The following is a 23,886-nucleotide window of genomic DNA, read 5'->3' on the forward strand; positions in this document are numbered from 1 at the left end:
TTGCTACGCCAATTAGCCCTTGCTCTGTTGGGCTTTGTCTTATCCTACCAAGCATTTGCGCTTCATAATGCAAATGCAATCTTTTACCCTTTGCCAACTCAGGCAAAGGGTACTTTTATCGCGGCTAAAAAGTTGTTCTTGGGTGAAAAGGGCGGTTTGTGGATTCATGACGTACACGGACGAGTCCTGTTTTACGATGGTCAAACTATATTGCCTAAATCAGGTAGCTTCCTACAAACGTCGGCTAAGCAGTTGGCTTATCATAAAGGTGCTTTTTGGACCTTTATTGAAAATGAGGTCTATCGAACCTATCCAAATCAGGAACGACGTTTAGTCTTTAGTTTAAATCCAGGCTCACAAATAAGAAAAATAGGGTCTTCAAAGAACTATATTTGGGTGAGTGATGGCGCGCATTTCTATACCTACAATATCGACACTAGCGAGTTAAACTCTTTCTCTCTATTGCAGCTCTATCAACATAGTAATAATAGCTACGTTTACATTAATGATGCGGTGCTAGTTGAAACCAAGTGGGCACTAGCAACGACTTCCGGCTTCTATCTTTCTGAAGGTGATAAGTTTGACCATGTCGCTGCCTCAGGTCAAAACTACATTGAGAAAGTCTATTATTCACACACGCGAAGAGAAATTTTGATAGGTACATTGCGTGGCGCTTTAATTTTCAACATTTACCAGCCTGATAAAGAAGTGATTAGAATTGGCGGCTCACATGTTTTGACATTCGCAGAGACAAATCAAGAGTATTGGGTGGGGACCGAGCATGGTCTTTATTTGTACTCATTTTTTTCAGGTGAGGTCACCGAAGTCGCGCCTGCAAGTTTTCTTGAGTTAGAGTTAGATAACACGAAGATTTATTCGTTGTTGAGCGACAATATGGGAGGGATGTGGATTGCGACTAACCAAGGTATTCGTTATTACTCGCTATTTAGTAAAAAATTTGAACGAGTGACCTTTAGTAGTTATGACTCACACACCCTATCAGGACGAATTCGGCAAACTATTGAAGGTCCTGATGGTGCGCTTTGGTTTGCTGATGACCGAAAGATTTATCGTTCAGGAAAGAGTGGGATTAACCAAGTCTTAGAGTTGGAGTCGCAGATCAATGAATTTGCGTTTCAAAACGGTATGCTTTGGCTTGCGACCTCAAAAGGGCTGGAAATATTTGAGCTAAATGGTCTCAACAAGATTACATATCCTTATTTACAGGTTATGGCCGGACATGCCGTAGAGCATGTGACCGTTGATGGTGATGACCGTCTTTGGGTATCAAGCGGATACCATCTTTACAATGTTGATACTGCTGCACGAAGCGTACGAAACTTTGGAAGTGAGTGGCTAGTAAGTCAGTATTTGCCTGCTAAGGTTACGCGCCTATATGATACTGAAGATGCCCTATTAATAGGCACCGATCATGGCGTATACCAATACAGTAATGACAACATCCAGTTTATCCGTTTTTCAGAAAAGTTTGGTGAATCATTAGACATGACCACGGCGGTTGATGGCAGCCAGTGGTTTGCTTCATCTTATGGTGTGTTTAAAACTGATACACGAAGCGATGAAAAACGTGTTGTTGAAATGAGTGAGCCCAACGCCAGACCTGCTTGCTTGATCAGAGACAGGCAAGGTGTATGGTTAGCTTCCTCTGTCGGTTTAAGCTATTACCACCTTTCGGGTGAGTTAGTGAAACATTACTCATCGTCATCAGGCTTAATGAACAATGAGTTCCTCCCTGGTATTTGTAGCGTTATACAGCAGACAGAAATTGGTGAGCGAGAGCTTGTTCTGGGGTCGAAGTACGGACTCGTAAAAGCAGAAGCATCCAAGCTGCTTGTATCTAATCCCCCAGAGTCTAAGTTTATTGTTAGCCAAGTTGTGCTTGAAAATGAAGTTCTGCAAGTTGGTAGTGCCGATCTGAATGGGCTCACACTGCCATATGGATCTTCGCTGAGTTTTTTATTCGGTGTGATGCCAAAACCAGACAGTCAAAACTTGTACTATCGATTGAACAACGATGACCCATGGCAAACGTTAGAGGGGGGCCAACTGACACTCGAGCACCTTAGTTCCGGTGAATATCACTTGCAGGTCAGTAATGAGTCTCAAGTTGCCGCTGGAGTCGTTGGTTTAGAATCTCACTTTATCGTCCTTCATCCTTGGTATCTATCGCGATTTGCTATTTTAGGCTTTGTCGTAGCTAGTATTGCGGTCGTTGCAGTACTCGTATTCTGGCGCTCGCGCTACGTTGTACAGGCTAACCGTGATCTAGCAGCTCAAGTGACCCTCAAAACGAATCAGTTAAGACATCAAAGTAGAGTGTTGCTTACGAGCAACCAGCAATTACGTAAACAGATTCAAGTTAGAAACCTACTCGTAGACCATGTAGCTCTATCCATAAAATCAAGCGTCGACTTTATTGTGGCGAAACTACCTATGCCTCTGGATACTGCGACAGAGGATCATTTGGCTAAAACGAATTGGCAGTTAAATGAACTCAAAAGTGTTCCAAGTGATGTAAGTGGTGGGAGCCAGAACTACAACTTGAGTCAGATAACTCAGTCAGTGGTTGATGTATGGCAAGATGACTTTGCAAAAGCGGGTATTTTGGTAGAGCTAGAAGATGAGAGCAAGCAGAGCCGGGTTGCTCTGGAAAGCTTTAATCTTGATGTTATTTTCAATAGCATTTTTGCCAATATCATCAAGCGCTCTTTCCGAGGTCAAACGGTTAGAATTATGCTAGAAGAGGGGCATGATATTGTGTCATTGAGCTTTCTTGATTACGGGACGCAATTACCTAATAAAGTCGCGACTGGGTTTCCATCTAACTTAAATCACTCTGAGTTGAGTATTGACCACCTTGCCCAATTAGTGACAACGAGTGGTGGTTATTTGGCTGTCTTCTCTTCTGATGCTCAAAACAAAGTCGAGATTACATGGCCATCTGCGAAGGAAAGTAGTTATCTGGATGAACCGCAGCAAGAACTCAATCCTGTAACTATTGCAGAAGATCAAGTCACACCAGAGAAAGAGTGGTTGCAAAAAGTCTATCAATTAGTGGCAGAGCATTACCATGATCCTGAATTTGGCACTGCGTCAGCCGCTAAAATGCTGTATATGTCTGAACGCTCTTTGCAGAGACGTTTTAAATCTGCCTCGTCAAGAACGTTAAAAGACTATGTCACAGAGGTTCGTTTAGAAACGGCGTGTGAACAGTTATTGGCGGGTGAGAAAATCAGTGAAGTCGCCTTTAACTCTGGCTTTAATGATCCATCTTACTTTAGCCAAAAGTTTAAGCTGCATTTTGGTTTGCCCCCATCCAAGTTTGCTTTGACTCAAGAAAGCCAAGAAATTAACTAGAAAACCTTCATTATACGCTCCCTAGTTAATAGTTAAGATGCTGGGGAGCTGCATACAGTGCTCTATTATTGCTGTAGTTGCTAACGCAGTGAGTTTCATTGTTTCTTCATCACATCTAGCCTACAAATCCATTCTCAACACGTAAGCACGATCACGTTCTATCTGTTAGTCGCGATGTTCATAGCAATAAGCATAAATGGCTTCAAGAGAATGATTTATTGATAGTTGCAACAAATAAATGACAGTTGTATTGCTGAATCAAAAGAGCGTTGTTCATTTGGGTGAATGATGGTGTGCGACATTCGTGAAAACGAAAACTGTGTTGAAAAGATGAATAAGGTAAAGAAGTTTTGAAAGAGGTGAAAAAAAATATCGTGGTATAGCCGGGGGGACTATACCACGGGTGTCAAGGACACCTTCGCTTGCTGCCGGAGTGACATGTTGCCATGCCACCTCTGGAATTTATTAGAGAGGTTGCCCTCTCGATGGAGTAACTATACGAGAGGTTACTTATTTTTCTTATAAAAATAACGCCATGTTTATATGAGAAAAGCGACAACGTTTGGTTTTTTACTTAACTAATTGTTTTAATTTGAATTTTTTGTTTTCTATCTTGGTTTGTGACATTTTTGTTTCGTTAGGTGTCATTTTTAATTGTTAATTTTGACGTAAATAACGAGAGGAAATTTACGAAGTTAACGTTTGAAAGCGTGAAAACATTTACGGAATCTTTGATTTCACACAAGGATTGAAGGGGTATAGGGGAGTAATATTGGCAACCTAAACTTATTAAATAATAATATTTCTCATTAGCAATACTCTTAAGGGCCACTATGAAGTTATCAGAGATTAATCCTGGCGATACGGTGACGATTCGGTTGTTAGATGGTCTTTCATCAGATATCAGAAAGAAACTCATGGTAATGGGGCTGCTTCCCAATACAGAAGTCAAAGTGATTCGACGTGCGCCAATGGGCGATCCTTTACAAGTCGAAGTCCGTGGTGTGTCTGTCGCATTGCGAGAAACAATTGCTCAGAAAATTGAAGTGGAGCGAGTGTAATGCAATATCAAGTGCTAACCGTAGGTAACCCTAATAGTGGTAAAACGACGCTATTTAATGGTTTAACTGGCGCAAAACAGCAAGTTGGTAACTGGGCAGGCGTCACGGTTGAAAAGAAAACAGGACAATTCAAGCATGCTGGGGATGAGTTTTTGCTCACTGACCTTCCGGGTATTTACTCATTAGACAGTGGTAATGATAGTAATAGTATTGATGAATCCATCGCATCGCGTGCGGTTCTAACTCATCCTGCTGATCTCATTATTAACGTGGTGGATGCTACAAGTTTAGAGCGCAGCTTATATATGACGCTGCAACTTCGCGAACTTGGTCGCCCTATGATTGTTGTCCTCAACAAGATGGATGCGCTAAAGCGTGAACGTCAGATGATTAACGTTGCAGAGCTTGAGAAAACGTTAGGTTGTCCGGTTGTCAGTTTATCTGCAACCAATAAAACTCAAGTGGCAGAGTTTAGAGAAAAGCTCCATAAATCCATCGTTCAAGGAGTGCCACTTAAAGAATTGTCTTTGCATTACGGTGAGAAGATGGAGTCGGCAATTCAAACGGTTTCCGCACTTTTTAACGACCAAAACGTCGCTCATCGTGCACTAGCGATTCGTGCGCTTGAAAAAGACACAATGGTGCTCAATAGTCTTTCTGATATTGATAGAAGCAAAGTCTTGGAAGTCATTACGACGTTAGATTTGGATATCGATTTGCATGTCGCGGATACTAAGTACACGCATCTGCATGAACAGTGTAAAAAAGTTCGCCGAAGCGAAGGCAAGTTAAGTCGTAGTGTGACTGAAAGACTCGACCAGTTTATTTTGAACAAGTGGATTGGAATTCCTTTCTTCTTTGTTGTTATGTACCTGATGTTTATGTTCTCGATTAACATCGGTAGTGCATTTATCGACTTTTTTGACATTGGTGTGGGCGCATTGTTGGTTGATGGTGGGCATCACTTGTTAGACGGTCATTTGCCTGTGTGGTTAGTGACGGTTCTTGCTAATGGTATCGGTGGTGGTATCCAGACGGTTGCAACCTTCATTCCGGTTATCGCGTGTTTGTACCTGTTCCTAGCGGTACTTGAGAGCTCAGGTTACATGGCTCGTGCAGCATTCGTACTAGATAAAGTGATGCAGAAGATCGGCCTACCGGGCAAAGCATTTGTACCGTTGGTTCTTGGTTTTGGCTGTAACGTACCGTCAATCATGGCAACTCGTACTCTAGACCAAGAACGTGAGCGTAAACTGGCTGCATCTATGGCGCCATTTATGTCATGCGGTGCTCGTCTGCCTGTATACGCGCTATTTGCTGCGGCATTCTTCCCAGGTTCTGGCCAGAACATTGTATTCGCACTTTACCTACTTGGTATTGTGGCAGCGATCTTCACAGGTCTTTTCCTTAAGCACACGCTTTACCCAGGTAGCAGTGATAGCCTAGTAATGGAAATGCCAGACTATGAGCTTCCGACGCTACAAAACGTGGTGATCAAAACTTGGCAAAAGCTAAAGCGCTTTGTACTTGGTGCAGGTAAAACCATCGTTATCGTTGTTGCTATTCTGAGTTTCTTCAACTCATTGGGTACTGATGGCAGTTTTGGTAATGAAGACAGCGAAAACTCGGTGCTTTCTAAAGCTGCGCAAGTTGTAACTCCAGTATTCGCGCCAATCGGTGTTCAAGAAGATAACTGGCCAGCGACGGTTGGTATCATTACCGGTATCTTCGCAAAAGAGGCGGTAGTTGGTACGCTTAACAGTCTATACACCACGCCAAGTGACGGTGAAGACGCAGAATTTGATCTAATGGGCAGCCTAGAAGAGGCAGTAATGAGTATCCCTGAAAACTTAGCCGGTTTGAGCTACTCAGATCCACTAGGCATTGAAGTGGGTGACTTAACTGACTCAAATGCCGTTGCCGAAGAACAAGAAGTCGATGCTTCTATCTTCGGTAACATTAAATCGCAGTTTGCTTCTGGCAATGCCGCATTTGCTTACCTAATCTTTATCCTACTGTACACTCCTTGTGTGGCGGCGATGGGTGCTTACGTACGTGAGTTTGGTCATAAGTTCGCACGCTTTATCGCGGTTTGGACAATGGGCTTGGCTTACCTATGTGCGACGTTCTACAACCAATTGACGCATTTCGCAGATAGCCCAGTAACAAGTGGTATTTGGATGGCTGTGATCGTAGCTATCTTCTTTGGCACATACCGTGTGTTCAAACAAGTTGGTAAGAAACAAAACGGTGCATTAGAGGCGCAAGTAGCATGATTTTAAAAGAGCTTTATCAATACATTGCAGACAAAGGAACCGTCTCCCAGTCAGATCTGGCTAAACAGTTTGGGATGAGTGAAGATGGCGCCGACGCGATGTTAAACGTGTGGATTAAGAAGGGCAAAATTAGCCGCCTAGTCGACACTAATAAAGCTCATGACGTGACTCGTGTTCGCTACTCAGTGACTAAACAAGATGGTTTGTCTCTGACAGTCACCATGTAGCGACTATCAAAATTAGTCACCTAAAAATTATCACGTAAAAACGACAAAGCCGCATCAGCAATGATGCGGCTTTTATTTTGCTGGTTATTGTTTGTGAATACAGCGAAATTAATGTTCTTCAGAGTGTTTAGTCGCGCCTAACCCTAGGAACTTTAAACCAAGACTTAAAACTAAAATCGAAATAGGTAATGTTAAGATCGTCCAATCTAAGCTGTCGAAGTTAATCAGCACGAGCTCTAAGAACTTCACAAACAAGATCACGATGATGACTTCAGCCAAAATGTTTTTTAGATGGCCGATGTTTGGGGTTCTGATCCAATGCAAAACCGACTGCTCTTGTGTTTTCGCTTTAGCTTTGTTGGAAATAAATAGTGTGTAGATGCCGTGAGCAAAGATGAACAAAACTAGTGCGACAAGAAACGTATCCAGTGACTTGATCAAATAAGCGATCGCGATGTCTGCTTTATCTAAATGTGCGAGTGCTTCTGGAGGTGTTTGATTGAGAATGAAGACCACAAATGCCGAATAGGTTTTTGCTGCACCCATAAGAAAAAGCAAGAATGAAGCAGCCATAGAACAGATAATGGCGATCCAGCTGACGTATCGGAATGTGTTGAAGACTTGTTTCATGATGACCCTCTCTAACTGAGCTGGTAGTCTAAACAAGTTTTATTTTAGTGATAATCCCAGAAAAATGAGAAAGATTGTTACAAATACGTATTAATCTTTCTCTGTCTATTTCAGCCGTATTCAAAGGCGAATTATTTTCGCTAGCAGTGCTTATGCTTTTTGGAAAATAGAGCTCAGTGACAGCACATTTTTAATGCGACCAAGCAATTCGTTTTGCTCTTCTTCTGTACGGAATTCACCTTTGGTGTTCCCCCAAACCGGTCCCGGCCATGCTACGTCATCTTTGAAGCGAGCAATATGGTGAATGTGCAGCTGTGGCACCATATTACCTAGCGCACCAAGGTTTAGCTTGTCTGGACGGAATGTTGCTTCCAGTGCTTGGCTTACCGCTTGAGACTCTAGCAAAAACTGTTGCTGTTCTTGCATTGGCAAGTGGTGAAGCTCTTTTAGGTTTGCACGTTTAGGGACCAAGATAACCCATGGCACGGCGTTATCTTTATGCAGAAGCGCCACACACAGTGGGAAGTGACCGATAACGGTAGTGTCTTTTGCCAATTGAGGGTGCAGTTCAAAACTCATTATATTATCCGATTTGAATTGAATGACATCAGTATACGCCAGATAAAACAAAAGGTTGACGCTTTCACGCCAACCTTTCTAAATCGTCTCGATTCTCGATTCTCGATTCTCGATTCTCGAATCGCTTACATGCGCTCTAGAGTATCAATACCTAGTAGAGACAGACCTTGCTTGATGGTCTTCGCTGTTAGCGCTGCTAGTTTCAGACGGCTTTGTTTCACAGCTTCGTCTTCAGCAACTAGGATAGGGCACGCTTCGTAGAAACTAGAGAACTGACCTGCTAGTTCGAATAGGTAGTTACACATGATGTGCGGTTGGCCTTCGCGAGCGACAGATTGAACCGCTTCTTCGAACTGCATAAGTTTAGCAATAAGTGCTTTCTCTTTCTCATCAGTGATTTTGATGTCACCTTGGAGAGCGTCCATAGCAACACCAGCTTTAGCGAAAATAGAAGCTACGCGAGTGTATGCATATTGCATGTATGGTGCTGTGTTACCTTCAAACGCTAACATGTTGTCCCAATCGAACACGTAGTCAGTCGTACGGTGTTTAGATAAGTCAGAGTATTTAACCGCTGCCATTGCAACTGTTTTAGAGATCTTCTCTTTTTCTTCCGCATCTAGCTCAGGGTTTTTAGATTCGATCAGTTGTGCTGCACGAACTTCTGCTTCATCTAGAAGGTCGGCAAGGCGAACGGTACCACCCGCACGAGTCTTGAATGGCTTACCATCTTTACCAAGCATCATGCCGAACGCGTGGTGCTCAAGAGATACTGACTCTGGCACGTAGCCTGCTTTACGAACAATTGTCCAAGCTTGCATTAGGTGCTGGTGTTGACGTGAGTCGATGAAGTAAAGCACACGGTCTGCGCTTAGCTCTTCATAACGATATTTTGCACATGCGATGTCTGTTGTTGTGTATAGGAAACCGCCATCGCGTTTTTGAACGATAACGCCCATTGGTTCGCCATCTTTGTTCTTGTATTCATCTAGGAATACAACTTGCGCGCCATCATCTTCAACGGCAAGACCTTGTTCTTTTAGGTCTGCAACGATCTTAGGAAGCATGTCGTTGTACATGCTCTCGCCCATCACGTCGTCACGAGTCAGTGACACGTTTAGACGGTCGTAGTTGCGCTGGTTTTGGATCATGGTTACATCAACGAGTTTTTTCCACATTTCTGCACAGTACTCGTCACCGCTTTGCAGTTTCACAACGTAGTTTCGCGCCTTTACTGCGAAGTCTTCATCTTCGTCGTACAGCTTTTTCGATTCGCGGTAGAAGCCTTCAAGGTCCGCAAGTTCCATAGAAACTTCGCCAGACTCTTGTTGTACACGCTCAAGGTTTGCGATAAGCATACCGAACTGAGTACCCCAGTCGCCGATGTGGTTCGCACGGATCACTTTGTGACCTAGGAACTCAAGAGTACGTACTACCGCATCACCGATGATGGTTGAACGTAGGTGACCAACGTGCATTTCTTTAGCAACGTTTGGTGCAGAGTAGTCAGCAACGATAGTTTGAGCTTCGTCTTCTGCAACGCCAAGACGTGAGTCAGCCAGTGCTGCTTCCGCTTGTTTTGCTAGGAACTCTTCGCTTAGGAAAATGTTGATGAAACCAGGGCCAGCGATTTCTGTCTTGCTCGCAATACCATCTAGGTCTAGAACATCCAGTACTTTCTGTGCAAATTCTCGTGGGTTAGTACCCAGTTTTTTAGCAACGCCCATTACGCCGTTTGCTTGGTAGTCACCAAATTGTGGCTTTGCTGATTGGCGTACTGCCGCAGGACTGCCTGCAGGTGCGCCAGCGGCTTCTAGAGCCTGAGATACTTTGTCATTAATAAGTGCTTGGATATTCACACGCGTTTCCTTCAATTCAAGGACGAAGAACTCGGCGAAGTAAGTGCCGAGTTCTGTTGGAGTTCACAAAAATGGGGCTAATGATAACAACTTTATTGCTTTTCATACAGAGAGGAATTGGGGAAATTTATACTTTTTCGATTGAATGGAAATGTGGTTTGGTTTGCGTTTACTATTGCGCTCAGAGTAATGAGATAAATCGCCCCAAAAGAGAACCACAATGACGACTCAACTAGTTGAAAAACGCCTAGCGCCTAAATTGATGATCCAAGATCTGGATGCATTTATGGCGAAGATTGAAGAGCTTGCATCCCTGTTAAAACTGGATCTGAGCTTTGCTCAAGCTGACCATATTGCGCTGCGAATTAATGATACTGAAACAGCAAAAGCCGCGCATGAAGCATGGAATCAATACGGTAAGGTGATTTCACAAGCGAAAATCAACGGTCGCCCGATTATTGTTATTGAATTCGACAAAGCGTTAGAAAGCCGTGGCTGGAAGATAGAGTGTCTGGAACTGCCATACCCTGCGGAAGGCAAAATCTACCCAACTGAAAGCTGGGAACATGTGGAGTTTGTGATTCCGTCTCATGCCGAAACCGCAGATGAGTTTCTTGCTGATTTGAGACACACTTATCCAGCGTTTGGCGCACGCTTTAATGAGTTAGAAGAGCTGGGTGTGAAGATCAAACTGTCGAGCCCGAAAGGGGATGGCGAACGCTTGAATAACCCAACAGTGGCGTTTAAGTACCAAGGCATTTGTATCAAACTGCACCCGCATTCACTTAAGCGTATTGTGGAGTCTGAGCAGGCGTAAAACGCTAGGGTGAGAATTGCTGAGTTGCGATAGGCAAAAAGGGAGCCGAGGCTCCCTTTCGTAAGCGAATCACTATTTAGCCAGTGACTTGCTTTTTGGGTTGGTAATGGAAAGTTTTTTGCCTTTCAACTCTTCATCTAAAGGCAGTGTAAAAGTTTTGGCAAACGGCATTCGTTTACAATGATCCGCCTTGTCTCTAACGATACTAATAAGAGCTTCTGTCTGTGAGCTTTGCTCTATTTTTAGGCTAAAGTCCTCGTTTTCACTGCAGCCGTTAGACTCTGTGATAAATGAAATTTGACTCTCACTTGTCCTATAAGTCTCTACCATCATTGCTTGGTGCTCAGACGTCTGGTTTGTTTGCAGTCCTGCGTTTGCTGAACATGCAGTTAAACTGATAGTGCCCAAACCAAGTAGGAATATCTTGAGTCTATGTTTCATCTCGTTACCTTTTTTTGCGTCGTACGAATGAACCTGCAGCCATTAACACCAGTAGGCCAATAGATAAACTGCCGCCTGAACTAGACTTTTTATTAACGTCGTTACCAGCATCGCCCGTATTATCTGTGCTGACTGACATATTTATGTTGCGAACAAATGCTTGCGCGCTGTAAATGCCACTTGAAAACGGGTGTTGGACGTATTCAAACGTTATCGTATTAGATGCTTTGTAAAGATCGATCTGGATCTCTTTATAATCGAGGAGTTGGTTGGTGCTATCGTAAATTTCACCATTAACTAAGATGAACAAGTAATCAAAACCATCGGACATTACTTTGAGATCCATGGTAAGTTTGCCCTTCGGAAGATCGGTCAAAACCAGCTCAGATACACCAGGATAAGCTCCCATATCCGCTGATTGCAGTTCACCATTTTCAGCCGTCCAAGCGTTTTGACCGGTATAAACATTTGCGTCTGCTAGCGGAATGGCATTACGCACTGATCTGCTTGCTTTATCTACACCTGAATACTCGAAAGTTGTTGTGAGTCTGGACAGTTTCGGATGATCGGTAAAGAGCTCTATCGTTGTTTCTGATCCCGAATAGCTAGGTTGGTAGCCGACGGTAATTTGACAGCTTTGCGAAGGCTTTAAGGTACCAGTACAAGTGCTTTTCTCGATGGTACTTCCGTATGATATTGTGCTTTCGTAGATGTTTAATGGGATAGTATCGTCATTACGAATAGTAAAGGTCTCTTGCTGCGCTTTTCGCTCAACGAAACGAAGATCTCGGTACTTAGTGAAGCTGATAGTATTGCGATGGCTATCTATCCATCCATTGTGTTGAAAATGAGCGACGTTGGCGTAAACACCATAAGCGTTTGGTTGAGCACATCCATCCCCCCAGCTGACCACGCCTAGCAATTTGTTGATACCGTTATCATCAACGATGAGTGGACCGCCGCTATCTCCTTGGCAGCTATCTTTACCTCCCCAATAGTATCCGGCGCAAATACCGTCATCTGATACATTAGAGTAGTTTCCTGGTAGGTTTTGGCAGGTAGCTCGATCTACGTATTCCAAATCTACTTGTTGTAAAACGGTTGGGTATATTCGGTCTGTCGTGGACGTATTTCCCCATCCAGCCACGTGCAACTTGTCTCCTACGCGTACGCTATCTAAAAGTTCTGGCGTTGCCAGGTCAATAGTTGCGCTATCGATATTGCGTTCTAATTCAATAAGAGCGATGTCATTGTTCGTTGTTATGTTGTTATATTCATCATGTGAATAGATATTTTTAATGGCGATGCGCTGTGCTTGAGACTCTCTGTTTTTGTCATAAAGACCAAGAACGATATCCAGATCGTCCGCATTAAGACCTTCCACACAGTGCGCAGCAGTTAATACGTATTTTCCACCTAGGAAACTGCCACCACAAAAGTGACCAATAGATGTAGGTTGTCCTTTACGTACCAGTGAAGCAATAAATTTCCAGTCGGAAGTGTTGGCAGGTTCGCCGCCGATAATGCGAGTGGATACATCATTCTGAACAGGCTCAAGAGTATCTGCGATTGTGGTTGCTGGTAAAGTCAGCCCAATCAGAAAAGCCACTAACGTTTTTTTCATTTTAATTCCGTAATATTAACGTGGTTTATTATAAGGAGGGCAAATGATAAACGGAATCATTCTCTCAGTAAATAGTTGTGGAGAAATGAAAAATTATAACGTATCGGTTTAACTTTGATGGTTAGAATTGGAGGGGGGATCTTCTGAAAAGATGAAACCCGCCAAGTTGGACGGGTTTCACTATCGTTGTAACTAGTACGGAGGGATTACAGGATCACTGTCTTATTCCCATAAACAAAGACGTGGTCATTGATCACTTTATTCAAAGCCTTACTCAATACGTTCTTCTCTACATCGCGTCCCGCTTGCGCCATATCTTGGGCATTGAATGTATGGTCGACAGGAATTACGTCTTGCTTGATGATCGGCCCTTCATCTAAATCATTAGTCACGAAGTGTGCTGTTGCACCGATGATTTTCACACCGCGATCGTAAGCTTGTTGATATGGCTTCGCGCCAATAAAAGCAGGTAAGAAGCTGTGATGAATATTAATGATTTTGTGGTGATATTTCTCAACAAACGTCGGCGTTAATACGCGCATGTATTTAGCTAGCACCAAAAAGTCAGCATCGTATTGATCGATCACTTCTAGCATCTTCTGCTCGTGTTCTTCACGGCTAAGGTTTTCATGGGTCACATGGTGGTAAGGAATGTCGAAGCGTTCAGTGAGAGTTTGCAGTTTGTCGTAATTCCCCACCACAGCGGCGATCTCAACATCTAGGCTTCCATCGTAGGTTTTCATCAGAATATCGCCTAAACAATGCGCTTCTTTTGTGACGAGAATGACGATGCGCTTACGGCGAGAGCCAACCAATTTACGCTTAGCACCTTGCGGGAGAGCTTGGTCCAAGTCGGCAAGAAACGTTTGATCGTTGAAGTACCCCTCCAACTCCGTTCTCATGAAAAAGTGGCCACTGGTATTATCAACAAATTCGTTATTGTGAACGATGTTGAGTTGGTGCTTGTAACAGATATTAGTAATTTTCGAGATGAGACCCGGGGCGTCAGAACAGTGGGTCAACAGTGTTTTCTTTTCCATAAATCAGGTACTTCCATGCATTAATATTTTAGCGTACGAATTTGTTATTATTCCCTGGCGGGTGTAACTGTACTGCCATGTTTCACCATAAATAATCTATTCTTACGTTGGTTTCAACAAAATATCCGCGTGTCGCCGCAAGCTGGTCAGATTGTGGGCTGATGTCACTCCTATTCCTCTGATATACTCTCGATAATTTTTCAAACTCAATACCAAGCATGATCGCAAAAACTTTTTCCTCTGATGGCGCGTTAGGTAAGGCCATTCCTGGCTTTCAAGCTCGTCAGCCACAAATCGATATGGCGGAAGCCGTCAGCAGTGCGATCAAAGATCAAACCCAGTTGGTGGTGGAGGCAGGAACCGGAACCGGTAAGACCTTCGCATACCTAGTCCCTGCGCTGTTGAGCGGTAAAAAAGTGATCATCAGTACAGGCTCGAAAAACTTGCAAGAGCAGTTGTACCATCGTGACTTACCGCTCATGGTCAATGCGCTTGGTTTTTATGGCCAAGTGGCGTTATTAAAAGGGCGTTCTAATTATCTGTGTTTGGATCGTTTGAGCCGCCAAATGGTCGAAAGCCACACTAATGAATCTGACCCGACGTTATTAACTCAACTGGTTAAAGTGCGTGCTTGGTCATCAGAAACCAAAACAGGTGACCTTGGGGATTGTGATGATCTACCAGAAGACAGCATGATCATTCCGACCATCACCTCAACCAATGATAACTGTTTAGGTAAAGAATGTCCGAGCTACACTGATTGCTTTGTATTGAAAGCGCGTAAGCGAGCCATGGATTCCGACATTGTTGTAGTGAACCATCACTTGTTTCTTGCTGATTTAGCGATCAAAGAAACAGGATTCGGTGAACTGATTCCAGAAGCCGATGTGTTTATTTTTGATGAAGCTCATCAGTTGCCAGATATTGCGAGCGAATATTTCGGCCAGTCAGTTTCAAGCCGCCAAATTCACGATCTTGCCAAAGACATTGAAATAGCCTATCGCACCGAAGCCAAAGATATGCGTCAATTGCAAAAAGTGGGCGACAAACTCATGCAAAGCGCAATGGACATGCGGATTGTATTGGGTGAGCCAGGCTTTCGTGGCAACTGGCGTGAGGCGTTGCAATCAGGTTCTATTAAGCGAGAATTATTGCGCTTAACTGACAGCCTCGAATTGGCGATTGATGTACTCAAAATAGCCTTAGGGCGCAGTCAATTACTGGATACGGCCTTTGAACGAGCCAATTTGATCAAAGGCCGTATCGACCGGGTCTGTGATGTCGATATTACCGGTTACTCATACTGGTACGATACCTCACCTCGTCATTTCGCTCTGCACATTACGCCTCTTTCTGTCGCGGACAAGTTCCATGAGCAAATAGAGATTAAACAAGGCGCGTGGATTTTCACGTCAGCAACCCTAGCTGTATCGGGCGACTTCAAGCACTTTACTGAGCGCCTTGGCCTCAAGCCTACAAAGCAATTTTCTCTGCCGTCCCCCTTTGATTATCAAAAACAAGCGCGCCTTTGTGTGCCAAGGTATTTGCCAGAGCCAAACAGTAACGGCTTAGCGGATAAGTTAGTCCGAATGCTTGCTCCGGTGATTGAAGAAAATGATGGTCGCTGCTTCTTTTTATGTACCTCGCACAGCATGATGCGTGAACTAGGTGAGAAGTTCCGAGAAGTACTTGAGCTGCCTGTGTTAATGCAAGGGGAGATGAGTAAGCAGAAAACCTTGGCGGAGTTTATGGAACTGGGTAACGCTTTACTCGTGGCGACGGGCGCTTTCTGGGAAGGGATTGATGTTAGAGGTGATGCGCTGAGCTGTGTTATTATCGACAAATTACCGTTTACCGCCCCTGACGATCCGTTACTCAAAGCCCGTATCGAGGATTGTCGATTACGTGGCGGTGAACCATTTGCTGAAGTACAAATCCCGGATGCAGTGATTACGTTAAAGCAGGGAGTCGGGCGATTAATTCGAGATCAGAAGGATCACGGTGCGTTGATCATTTGTGATAATCGCCTTGTCACGCGAGACTATGGTGGTATTTTCCTCGGAAGTCTACCACCTATCCCAAGGACGCGAGACTTAGATGGAATCAAAGCATTCCTGAAAGCAGAACAATCTGTCACAGACGCAAGTGCTGAGGCATAACCCAATAAATGAGAGTTGTAGAGAGTTAAATGAGCGCAAAAATTCTTGCTATCGATACAGCGACTGAAAACTGTTCAGTTGCGTTGTTGGCTAATGATCAAGTGATTTCACGTAGCGCGGTTGCACCACGCGATCACACCAAAAAAGTACTGCCAATGGTTGATGAAGTACTCAAAGAAGCTGGCCTGACTCTACAAGAGCTGGATGCGTTAGCGTTTGGACGTGGTCCAGGTAGCTTTACTGGCGTTCGTATCGGTATTGGTATCGCACAAGGTTTGGCGTTCGGTGCTGACTTACCTATGATCGGCGTTTCAACGCTGGCTGCAATGGCTCAAGGTAGCTATCGCTTACATGGTGTGACCGATGTCTCTGTGGCCATTGATGCACGTATGGGTGAAGTTTACTGGGCACGTTACACTCGCCAAGCAAACGGTGAGTGGGCAGAGATGGATGCAGAGTGCGTAATTCCACCAGCACGTCTCGTTGAAGAGGCACAAGCAGACGACAAAACGTGGACGACAGCAGGTACTGGTTGGGATGCTTACCAAGAAGTATTAGCAGACCTACCGTTTAATTTGACGCATGGTGACGTTCTGTACCCTGATTCACAAGACATTGTGATTCTTGCTGAACAAGAATTTAAAAAGGGTAATACCGTGCCGGTCGAGGATTCGAGCCCTGTTTATTTACGTGATAATGTGACATGGAAAAAACTTCCTGGTCGCGAATAGTCCGTTTTTCATTAACCTGACAAAAAGCAGGGCGTTTGCCCTGTATTTTTATGGAGTGCTATGGCGTCGATTAATGGCTTGCCTCCTTCTTTGATTCCCGGTGCAAATCGCACTAATAAAGCCAGTCAAAAGAAGCAGGTAAATAAATCACAAACAAAGCAGCCTGTAGGTCAGCCTTCAAAGGTTGCTAACGCCGTGGCGCACTCCATAAAACACGTGGATGAGTCCCAAATTCACCGAGCTCAAGTGCAATATGACCTTCCTGAAGGGGGCGCACGTAAAGCAATGGAGCAGTACATGGATGTCATGAATCGAGCTAAAAAAGAGGAACTGGCTCAATTACTTGGTGTCGATATTTACGTGTGAGATCTCCCCAGCTTGGGGTTACTAATATTGAAAGGTGGTTTATGAAGGTTTTTGGACGGTTTTTTCTCGCATTATTTGCTACGGTTGGTTTGTCTGCGTGTAGCTCGTTGCCAGAGGAGCTAAATGCAAGCACAGAATTGGTCGTTACAGACTATAAAGCTTTTGCTGAGTCTCAGGGGCAAGTGAGTGAAGATGTTCGCCTTGGTGGAATCATCGCTAAAGTGGATAACTTTAAAGATAAAACGCGTCTAGAGATTGTAAACCTTCCTATCAGTAAGTCTGGTAAACCTGATATTGATGAAGAGCCTACGGGGCGTTTTGTCGCCTATTTTGATGGCTATTTAGAGCCTGTCGCCTTTAGTGAAGGCCGTTTGGTGACGGTTGTAGGCAAAGGAGCAGGGGAAGAAGAAGGAAAGATCGGTGAGCACGGTTACATCTTCCCGGTAATTAAGGGGGAAGGGTACCGTTTATGGAAAATTGAAGAACGTGTACGCATGTATGACTCGCCAACCTACTTTTACCCATGTTACTCGATTAACTGCCGCATGTGGCGTAATGATTTCCCACAAGACGGTAAAGTGATAAAACAGGTCAAATAATCTGCGATGCATGAGCGTCAATTCGAGCTTCCTGCCGGCAAAATGGCAGCCCTTGAGATAGGGAACGAGAAAACGGCTGACTTGTCAGTCGTTTTTCTTCATGGGTGGTTAGATAATGCGGGCAGCTTTAAAGCGCTCATGGAGCAGTTGAACCAACTTAATCCTCACTTACACCTCCTCGCCATCGATCATTTTGGTCACGGTTTATCGAGTCATAAATCTCACGATAATTATTACCCCTTTCACGACTATATTGCCGATTTGTATCAGTTTTTGGACGAATTATCACCAAACAGACTGATATTAGTAGGGCATTCACTTGGTGCTTTAATCGCAAGTTGCTATAGTGCTGCGTTTCCAGAGCAGGTCGAAGGTCTTGTGCAAATTGAGGGAGCAGGACCTCTTACTGAAGAGCCTATTAACAGTTTGCCTCGTCTTCGCGATGGCGTTTTAAGTCGAATAAGACAGCAAAACAAGCCAGAGCGAGCCATTGCCTCCTTCGATCTGGCGTTAAAATTACGCATGCAAGCCAACCAATTAACCGCTGAGCAGCTTCTACCGATAGTCGAGCGTGGAACAGAGCAGCGAGGAGATAAATGGTATTGGCGGCATGACGCCAAGTTAAAATGTGCGTCGCTTTACCGAATGGCGCAAGCGCATGCTAACTCGATTACCAGCCAAATACGTTGTCCTCATTTGATTGTATTAGGCGATCAAGGATTTCAGAATTTACCATCTAACCAAGCTGATTGGGGAGAGAACCCACCGCAAGTGGTTTCTGTCAAGGGTGGTCATCACTGTCATTTAGAGCAAATACTCGAGGTCGCAACGCGAATTCTTGGTGTAGTTAACAAAATTTAAACAAGTGTTTGAGAGTTGCGTGCTCAAGCACGTTCGCTGTGCTGTAATAGCTTTCAAAATAAAAAGGACGCTATTTTTTAGCCAGTTATAAACGAGGAGTAACATCGTGGATAAACCATGGCTTTCACGTTATCCAAGTGACGTACCTGAAACCATTAATCCAGAGCAATATGAGTCTTTGGTAGAAATGTTTGAACAGTCTGTACAAAAATATGCAGACCAACCAGCATTCATGAACATGGGCTCGGTTATGACCTTCCGTAAATTGGAAGAGCGTAGTCGCGCATTCGCAGCGTATCTGCAAAACGAGTTAAAACTGCAAAAGGGTGACCGCGTTGCTCTGATGATGCCAAACTTACTGCAATACCCAGTAGCATTATTTGGTATTTTGCGTGCAGGTTGTATCGCCGTAAACGTTAACCCACTTTACACTCCTCGTGAACTTGAACACCAATTGAATGACTCAGGTGCGACGACGATTGTGATTGTGTCTAACTTTGCGAATACGCTAGAACAAATCGTCGATAAAACACCAGTCAAACACGTAGTGTTAACCAGTCTTGGTCAAATGCTGCCACGAGCGAAAGGTACGATTGTCGATTTTGTCGTGAAGTACGTTAAGGGCATGGTGCCTAAGTACGATTTACCTGGTGCTATCTCAATGCGTCAGGCTCTACGTAAAGGTCGTCGTCTACAATACGTTAAACCGTTTATGTCTGGGGATGACATTGCATTCCTGCAATATACGGGGGGGACGACAGGTGTCGCGAAAGGCGCGATTCTGACTCACCGCAACATGATTGCGAACGTTTTACAGGCAAAAGGCGCGTACGGACCGGTCTTATCTCCAGGGCGTGAATTAGTCGTGACAGCGTTACCGCTGTATCACGTATTTGCTCTTACCGTAAACTGTCTGCTGTTTGTTGAAATGGGTGGTCGTAACTTACTTATTACCAACCCTAGAGATATTCCAGGGTTCGTGAAAGAGCTACAAAAGCATCCGTTTACTGCGATTACGGGCGTGAATACCTTATTTAATGCATTGGTCAATAATGAAGATTTCCATGAGTTGGATTTCAGTAATCTACGTTTAGCTGTTGGCGGCGGCATGGCAGTGCAGCGCTCAGTGGCGGAAAGATGGCAAAAGACCACGGGTTGCTACTTGCTCGAAGGTTACGGTCTAACAGAGTGTTCTCCGTTGGTGGCGGCATATCCGCATGATCTTGTTGAATACAATGGCTCTATTGGTCTGCCGGTACCATCAACAGAAGTTCGTATCGTGGATGAAGAAGGCAACGCTCTTGCGAATACTGAAACTGGTGAACTTCAAGTTCGTGGTCCTCAGGTTATGCAAGGTTACTGGCAACGACCTGAAGCAACGAAAGATACGATTAACGAAGACGGCTGGCTATCAACTGGCGACATCGTTAAGTTCGATGACGAAGGCTTCCTGCATATCGTTGACCGTAAGAAAGACATGATCTTAGTATCAGGCTTTAATGTTTACCCGAACGAAATCGAAGACGTTGTAGCACTACACGGCAAAGTACTTGAAGTTGCTGCTATTGGTCAGCCGCATGAAGTGTCTGGTGAATTAGTGAAGGTTTATGTCGTGAAACGCGATCCGAGCTTGACCAAAGACGAAGTGATCGCGCATTGTCGAGAACACCTAACTGGCTACAAAGTTCCGAAGTTGGTTGAATTCCGCGAAGACTTACCTAAAACCAATGTCGGTAAGATCTTGCGTCGTGTTTTACGCGAAGAGAATGACGCTGAACTTGCGAAGAAAAGCGCATAAGCCGATTTCGTCGAGTCGAGAGATTTAAAAAATGATAGAATGCCAGCGTTTTGCTGGCATTTTTTATAGCGAGAAGTATGTGAACTATCAAATTATTACTAAAAACAAAGACCTAGAAGAGGTTTGCACTCATGCCCGAGAGGCAGACGTAGTGATGCTGGATACCGAATTCGTTCGTATTCGCACTTTCTACCCGCAGTTAGGTCTGATTCAGCTTTTCGATGGTAATCGCCTCTCGCTGATTGATCCGACTGAATTAACGGATATGACGCCGTTTGTAGCGCTATTAAAAGATACTTCTGTGCTAAAAGTGCTGCACGCATGTGGTGAAGATTTAGAAGTTTTCCAAAACGCTTTTGGTTGTACACCATTCCCTATGGTGGATACGCAGCTGATGGCCGCTTTTCTTGGTCACGGCCTATCGACAGGCTTCGCATCGCTGGTGGAAGAATATTTATGCGTAGAGCTCGACAAAAGTGAATCACGTACCGACTGGATGGCTCGTCCACTGACACAAAAGCAATTAGATTATGCTGCCGCAGATGTTCATTACTTGTTACCGTTATACGAAAAGCTGTTCGATAAGGTGACGCAAGCAGGTTGGTGGGAAGCTGTACAGCAAGAAAGTGATTTACTCGTTTCGAAACGTATTCGCGTAACCAATGAAGAGAATGCCTACCTTGATATTAAGGGCGCTTGGCAATTAAAACCTTCTGAGCTGGCTATTTTAAAGCCATTGGCGACGTGGCGTTATCGTGAAGCAATCAAACGAGATTTAGCGCTGAACTTTATCTTCAAAGAAGGTGATCTATTAACGGTCGCTCGTCTTGGTTTAACGAACTTTAAGAAGATGGAAGCAGAAGATATTGATATCCGAGCGATTAACCGCCATGGCGCGAAGATTGCCGCGATTGTTAAGCAAGCGAAGCAAACACCTTCTGAAGAGTATCCTGCGAAAATTGAGCGTTTAATGGACTATCCGGGTTACAAGCAGGTCTTCAAAAATATGAAAGACTTGGTGAAATCGGCTTCGCAGAAGTCAGGTTTAGCCACGGAGTTCCTTGCCTCTAAAAAGCAGATCAATCAGTTGATCAGTTGGGTTTGGAAAAAAGATCGTGACCCAGAAGTATTGCCTGATTTGATGCAAGGGTGGCGTTTGGATTTACTCGGCGACAAGATGAATAAAGCATTAAAGTAATGAAAGATGAAAAAGGTTGGCCTCGATGCCAACCTTTTTCGTTCTAATTAGAGCATTCGTCTGGCGAGAGAAACTGATTACTTTTCTTCGTCTGGTAGCTTCACATTCAGCTCAAGAACTGAGATATCGTCGTCTTTGTGCTCAAATGTTAAGTCAACCATATTTGGATCAATTGCCACGTACTTGCTGATCACCTTCAAGATGTCTTCTTTTAATTGAGGCAAGTAAGACGGCGCAGGATCATTTTGGCTGCGGCGCTCTGCGACAATGATTTGCAAACGCTCTTTAGCTAGATTCGCAGAAGTTTTCTTCTGTGGACGGAAAAATTCTAATAATGACATGTCTAGCCTCCAAAGAGTCGTTTAAAGAGTCCTTTCTTCTCCTCAGTAAGGAAACGAAATTCAACCTGATTGCCTAATAAGCGATCAACGGTGTCAGAATAAGCCATACCCGCATCGGTGTTATCGTCAAAAGTGACTGGCACACCTTTGTTTGACGCGTTAAGTACGGCTTGGCTTTCTGGAATCACGCCCAGTAGTGGAATATGTAAGATCTCCTCTACGTCTTCAACGCTTAGCATTTCGCCTTGAGTGACGCGAGATGGGTTGTAGCGAGTCAGTAGCAGGTGCTGTTTTACTGGCTCTAGCCCTTGTTCTGCACGCAGTGACTTAGAATCTAAAATACCGAGAATGCGGTCAGAGTCACGTACAGAAGAGACTTCTGGGTTCGTTGTGACAATGGCTTCATCGGCATAGTACAAGGCCATTAACGCGCCTTGCTCGATACCTGCTGGTGAATCACAAATAATGAAATCAAAGCCCATTTCATCAAGTTCGCCGAATACGCGCTGAACACCATCTTTTGTCAGTGCGTCTTTATCACGAGTTTGAGAAGCAGGAAGAATAAATAGGTTGTCCGTGCGCTTATCTTTGATCAGCGCTTGGTTTAATGTCGCTTCGCCGTTAATGACGTTTACAAAGTCATACACGACGCGGCGCTCACAGCCCATGATTAGATCGAGGTTACGCAAACCGATGTCAAAATCGATCACCGCGGTCTTTTTTCCCTTAAGAGCTAGACCAGAGGCGATGGCTGCGCTTGAAGTGGTTTTACCAACGCCACCTTTACCAGACGTTACTACAATAATGCGTGCCATTTTTTTTCCTTTTTAGATTAAATCGCGAGAACTTCTAAATGTAATGATTCTTCGGCTTTACTGATCATTACTTTCTTTTGCCAGTACTCGCTTTCAATTTGATCGCTTAACCAGTAGTCACCCGCAATGGATACCAGTTCTGCTTGTAAATCGTGGCAAATAATACGCGCTTCCTGCTGACCACTTGCTCCTGCAATCGCACGACCTCGAAGTGTGCCATGGATATGAATAGAGCCGTCAGCAATGACTTCAGCACCTGCACTTACGTGCGCTAGCACCACCAAATCACCATCTTTTGCGTAGATCTGTTGTCCTGAGCGGACAGGCGTACGAACTACTTTCGTTGGTGCCATTTTGGCAGGTGCTTGGCTTGGCGATTTGCTCGCCGACATAATGGCGAAGCCAGCTTCGGAAGCAAGGTTTTGTACACGCTTGTCTTTACAGCCCGTTACACCGACCGGAATAAAACCGGCATCTGAGATGCCTTGTTTAAGCTTAGGGAAATCAATGTCGCCTTGTACTTTTGCTATATTGATTACCAAAGGCGCGGATGCAAAAAAAGAAGGTGCTTGAGAAACTTTTTCTTGCAAAAATTCGACAGTCTTTGCGATCTCATTGTCAGAAAGGTGTAAAACTGACAATGTAAAACTGCTACCTTTAAGGTCTGGTGAATGGGTCATCGTGGACTTCTTGCCTTTATTGAAAGAGCGTTGCCTTAAACTAGGTATGTCATGTTATATTTCATCCTTTGACGCAGCAAGTTCTCTCGTGGGCAAATAGGTGAATTAATCTCAAATTTGCTATTAAGTTTGCGAGAATTTGACGTTTACAACCTAATCCGCACTCAACGCGGCTAAATCAGCATAAAAGGCGTGTCATGCTTTGTTCTATTTATAAAAGCTCGAAAAAAGAAGGTACTTATCTCTATATTCCGAAAAAGGATGATTTTTCACAGGTTCCTGACACCTTAATGCAGATGTTCGGTAAGCCTATCGCTGTCATGACGATTAAACTTGATGGCCGTAAATTGGCACAAGTTGATATCGAAAAAGTGAAGGCTTCATTACAAAATGATGGCTTCTTTCT

General features: G+C 44.2%; 22 protein-coding genes. 13 read left to right on the plus strand and 9 right to left on the minus strand.

The genetic code is table 11. From position 1 onward, the window contains the following. From R7P36_RS22740 to R7P36_RS22755, 4 genes are all read left to right on the plus strand, one after another. Positions 1-3,378 (plus strand): AraC family transcriptional regulator, encoded by a 3,378-nt coding sequence (locus R7P36_RS22740; protein WP_169644127.1) that lies wholly within the window; start codon positions 1-3, stop codon positions 3,376-3,378. 833 nt (positions 3,379-4,211) lie between these two features. Continuing rightward, positions 4,212-4,439, plus strand: a complete 228-nt coding sequence (locus R7P36_RS22745) for a FeoA family protein (RefSeq protein WP_005382190.1) — start codon at positions 4,212-4,214, stop codon at positions 4,437-4,439. Next, positions 4,439-6,715, plus strand: a complete 2,277-nt coding sequence (gene feoB / locus R7P36_RS22750) for a Fe(2+) transporter permease subunit FeoB (protein ID WP_318122307.1) — start codon at positions 4,439-4,441, stop codon at positions 6,713-6,715. The genes R7P36_RS22745 and feoB overlap by 1 nt, the downstream gene beginning before the upstream one ends. Next, a complete protein-coding gene (locus tag R7P36_RS22755) occupies positions 6,712-6,942 on the plus strand; it encodes a FeoC-like transcriptional regulator (RefSeq protein WP_005382192.1) in 231 nt (76 codons plus the stop codon). Before feoB ends, R7P36_RS22755 begins: the two co-directional genes overlap by 4 nt. 108 nt (positions 6,943-7,050) lie before the next feature. On the opposite strand, the gene R7P36_RS22760 is transcribed toward R7P36_RS22755, so the two are convergent. The 3 genes from R7P36_RS22760 to argS all read right to left on the minus strand — a co-directional run bounded on the left by R7P36_RS22760 (position 7,051) and on the right by argS (position 10,010). After that, positions 7,051-7,572: a YqhA family protein gene (locus R7P36_RS22760; RefSeq protein WP_213899490.1), complete on the minus strand. Its 522-nt coding sequence runs from the start codon at positions 7,570-7,572 to the stop codon at positions 7,051-7,053. A 150-nt stretch (positions 7,573-7,722) separates the two neighbouring features. Continuing rightward, entirely contained in the window at positions 7,723-8,151 is a 429-nt protein-coding gene (locus R7P36_RS22765) for an HIT family protein (RefSeq protein WP_005382194.1), read from the minus strand. Between the two features lie 125 nt (positions 8,152-8,276). Then, positions 8,277-10,010 carry an arginine--tRNA ligase gene (argS, locus tag R7P36_RS22770; protein WP_213899489.1) on the minus strand — a complete coding sequence of 578 codons (1,734 nt, stop codon included), beginning with the start codon at positions 10,008-10,010 and terminating at the stop codon, positions 8,277-8,279. A gap of 220 nt (positions 10,011-10,230) precedes the next feature. Between argS and R7P36_RS22775 the strand changes: the two genes are divergently transcribed. Continuing rightward, positions 10,231-10,827, plus strand: a complete 597-nt coding sequence (locus tag R7P36_RS22775; RefSeq protein WP_065274265.1) for a VOC family protein — start codon at positions 10,231-10,233, stop codon at positions 10,825-10,827. Positions 10,828-10,899: 72 nt separating this feature from the next. On the opposite strand, the gene R7P36_RS22780 is transcribed toward R7P36_RS22775, so the two are convergent. The 3 genes from R7P36_RS22780 to purU all read right to left on the minus strand — a co-directional run bounded on the left by R7P36_RS22780 (position 10,900) and on the right by purU (position 13,932). Continuing rightward, complete coding sequence (locus tag R7P36_RS22780; RefSeq protein ID WP_149191957.1) at positions 10,900-11,268, minus strand: hypothetical protein; 369 nt, start codon at positions 11,266-11,268, stop codon at positions 10,900-10,902. 4 nt (positions 11,269-11,272) lie between these two features. Beyond that, positions 11,273-12,892 (minus strand): serine protease, encoded by a 1,620-nt coding sequence (locus tag R7P36_RS22785; protein WP_065274266.1) that lies wholly within the window; start codon positions 12,890-12,892, stop codon positions 11,273-11,275. Between the two features lie 206 nt (positions 12,893-13,098). Next, positions 13,099-13,932: a formyltetrahydrofolate deformylase gene (gene purU, locus R7P36_RS22790; RefSeq protein WP_005382206.1), complete on the minus strand. Its 834-nt coding sequence runs from the start codon at positions 13,930-13,932 to the stop codon at positions 13,099-13,101. A gap of 218 nt (positions 13,933-14,150) precedes the next feature. On the opposite strand from purU, the gene R7P36_RS22795 reads away from it, so the two are divergent. From R7P36_RS22795 to rnd, 7 genes are all read left to right on the plus strand, one after another. Continuing rightward, positions 14,151-16,091 (plus strand): ATP-dependent DNA helicase, encoded by a 1,941-nt coding sequence (locus tag R7P36_RS22795; RefSeq protein ID WP_005382210.1) that lies wholly within the window; start codon positions 14,151-14,153, stop codon positions 16,089-16,091. A 29-nt stretch (positions 16,092-16,120) separates the two neighbouring features. Beyond that, positions 16,121-16,822 (plus strand): tRNA (adenosine(37)-N6)-threonylcarbamoyltransferase complex dimerization subunit type 1 TsaB, encoded by a 702-nt coding sequence (gene tsaB, locus R7P36_RS22800; RefSeq protein ID WP_025766978.1) that lies wholly within the window; start codon positions 16,121-16,123, stop codon positions 16,820-16,822. 60 nt (positions 16,823-16,882) lie between these two features. Then, a complete protein-coding gene (locus R7P36_RS22805; RefSeq protein WP_047102883.1) occupies positions 16,883-17,188 on the plus strand; it encodes a hypothetical protein in 306 nt (101 codons plus the stop codon). 41 nt (positions 17,189-17,229) lie between these two features. Next, entirely contained in the window at positions 17,230-17,787 is a 558-nt protein-coding gene (locus R7P36_RS22810; RefSeq protein ID WP_005382214.1) for a Slp family lipoprotein, read from the plus strand. Between the two features lie 6 nt (positions 17,788-17,793). Next, positions 17,794-18,648, plus strand: a complete 855-nt coding sequence (locus R7P36_RS22815; RefSeq protein WP_047102882.1) for an alpha/beta fold hydrolase — start codon at positions 17,794-17,796, stop codon at positions 18,646-18,648. A 106-nt stretch (positions 18,649-18,754) separates the two neighbouring features. After that, on the plus strand, positions 18,755-20,446 hold the full coding sequence (gene fadD, locus R7P36_RS22820) for a long-chain-fatty-acid--CoA ligase FadD (protein ID WP_318099373.1): 1,692 nt from the start codon (positions 18,755-18,757) through the stop codon (positions 20,444-20,446). 79 nt (positions 20,447-20,525) lie between these two features. Next, positions 20,526-21,644: a ribonuclease D gene (rnd, locus tag R7P36_RS22825; RefSeq protein WP_213899502.1), complete on the plus strand. Its 1,119-nt coding sequence runs from the start codon at positions 20,526-20,528 to the stop codon at positions 21,642-21,644. Between the two features lie 77 nt (positions 21,645-21,721). Here the strand turns inward: rnd and minE are convergent, their stop codons facing one another. Genes minE through minC form a run of 3 tightly spaced genes read right to left on the minus strand, consistent with a single transcriptional unit; the run spans position 21,722 to position 23,480 of the window. Further along, positions 21,722-21,985, minus strand: coding sequence for a cell division topological specificity factor MinE (minE, locus tag R7P36_RS22830; RefSeq protein WP_005388332.1), 264 nt, complete (start codon positions 21,983-21,985; stop codon positions 21,722-21,724). A gap of 2 nt (positions 21,986-21,987) precedes the next feature. Continuing rightward, positions 21,988-22,800 (minus strand): septum site-determining protein MinD, encoded by an 813-nt coding sequence (gene minD / locus R7P36_RS22835; RefSeq protein WP_005388331.1) that lies wholly within the window; start codon positions 22,798-22,800, stop codon positions 21,988-21,990. A 17-nt stretch (positions 22,801-22,817) separates the two neighbouring features. Further along, a complete protein-coding gene (gene minC, locus R7P36_RS22840; protein ID WP_182039184.1) occupies positions 22,818-23,480 on the minus strand; it encodes a septum site-determining protein MinC in 663 nt (220 codons plus the stop codon). 197 nt (positions 23,481-23,677) lie between these two features. Here minC and R7P36_RS22845 point away from each other — a divergent pair. Further along, positions 23,678-23,886: YcgL domain-containing protein (locus R7P36_RS22845; protein WP_318122308.1), on the plus strand; the 209-nt coding region annotated here is incomplete at its 3' end.

Origin of the sequence: Vibrio sp. 397 (assembly GCF_033339395.1) — a bacterium.
GTDB lineage: Bacteria > Pseudomonadota > Gammaproteobacteria > Enterobacterales > Vibrionaceae > Vibrio > Vibrio alginolyticus.

What these genes read in the sequence shown, in the direction of transcription:
- R7P36_RS22810 (WP_005382214.1), top strand. Translation starts at nt 17,230, where the DNA reads ATGAAGGTTTTTGGACGGTTTTTTCTCGCATTATTTGCTACGGTTGGT.
- R7P36_RS22815 (WP_047102882.1), top strand. Translation starts at nt 17,794, where the DNA reads ATGCATGAGCGTCAATTCGAGCTTCCTGCCGGCAAAATGGCAGCCCTT.
- minC (WP_182039184.1), bottom strand. Translation starts at nt 23,480, where the DNA reads ATGACCCATTCACCAGACCTTAAAGGTAGCAGTTTTACATTGTCAGTT.
- R7P36_RS22755 (WP_005382192.1), top strand. Translation starts at nt 6,712, where the DNA reads ATGATTTTAAAAGAGCTTTATCAATACATTGCAGACAAAGGAACCGTC.
- R7P36_RS22805 (WP_047102883.1), top strand. Translation starts at nt 16,883, where the DNA reads ATGGCGTCGATTAATGGCTTGCCTCCTTCTTTGATTCCCGGTGCAAAT.
- R7P36_RS22780 (WP_149191957.1), bottom strand. Translation starts at nt 11,268, where the DNA reads ATGAAACATAGACTCAAGATATTCCTACTTGGTTTGGGCACTATCAGT.
- feoB (WP_318122307.1), top strand. Translation starts at nt 4,439, where the DNA reads ATGCAATATCAAGTGCTAACCGTAGGTAACCCTAATAGTGGTAAAACG.
- R7P36_RS22795 (WP_005382210.1), top strand. Translation starts at nt 14,151, where the DNA reads ATGATCGCAAAAACTTTTTCCTCTGATGGCGCGTTAGGTAAGGCCATT.
- R7P36_RS22760 (WP_213899490.1), bottom strand. Translation starts at nt 7,572, where the DNA reads ATGAAACAAGTCTTCAACACATTCCGATACGTCAGCTGGATCGCCATT.
- minD (WP_005388331.1), bottom strand. Translation starts at nt 22,800, where the DNA reads ATGGCACGCATTATTGTAGTAACGTCTGGTAAAGGTGGCGTTGGTAAA.
- R7P36_RS22785 (WP_065274266.1), bottom strand. Translation starts at nt 12,892, where the DNA reads ATGAAAAAAACGTTAGTGGCTTTTCTGATTGGGCTGACTTTACCAGCA.
- purU (WP_005382206.1), bottom strand. Translation starts at nt 13,932, where the DNA reads ATGGAAAAGAAAACACTGTTGACCCACTGTTCTGACGCCCCGGGTCTC.
- R7P36_RS22745 (WP_005382190.1), top strand. Translation starts at nt 4,212, where the DNA reads ATGAAGTTATCAGAGATTAATCCTGGCGATACGGTGACGATTCGGTTG.
- minE (WP_005388332.1), bottom strand. Translation starts at nt 21,985, where the DNA reads ATGTCATTATTAGAATTTTTCCGTCCACAGAAGAAAACTTCTGCGAAT.
- tsaB (WP_025766978.1), top strand. Translation starts at nt 16,121, where the DNA reads ATGAGCGCAAAAATTCTTGCTATCGATACAGCGACTGAAAACTGTTCA.
- R7P36_RS22775 (WP_065274265.1), top strand. Translation starts at nt 10,231, where the DNA reads ATGACGACTCAACTAGTTGAAAAACGCCTAGCGCCTAAATTGATGATC.
- R7P36_RS22765 (WP_005382194.1), bottom strand. Translation starts at nt 8,151, where the DNA reads ATGAGTTTTGAACTGCACCCTCAATTGGCAAAAGACACTACCGTTATC.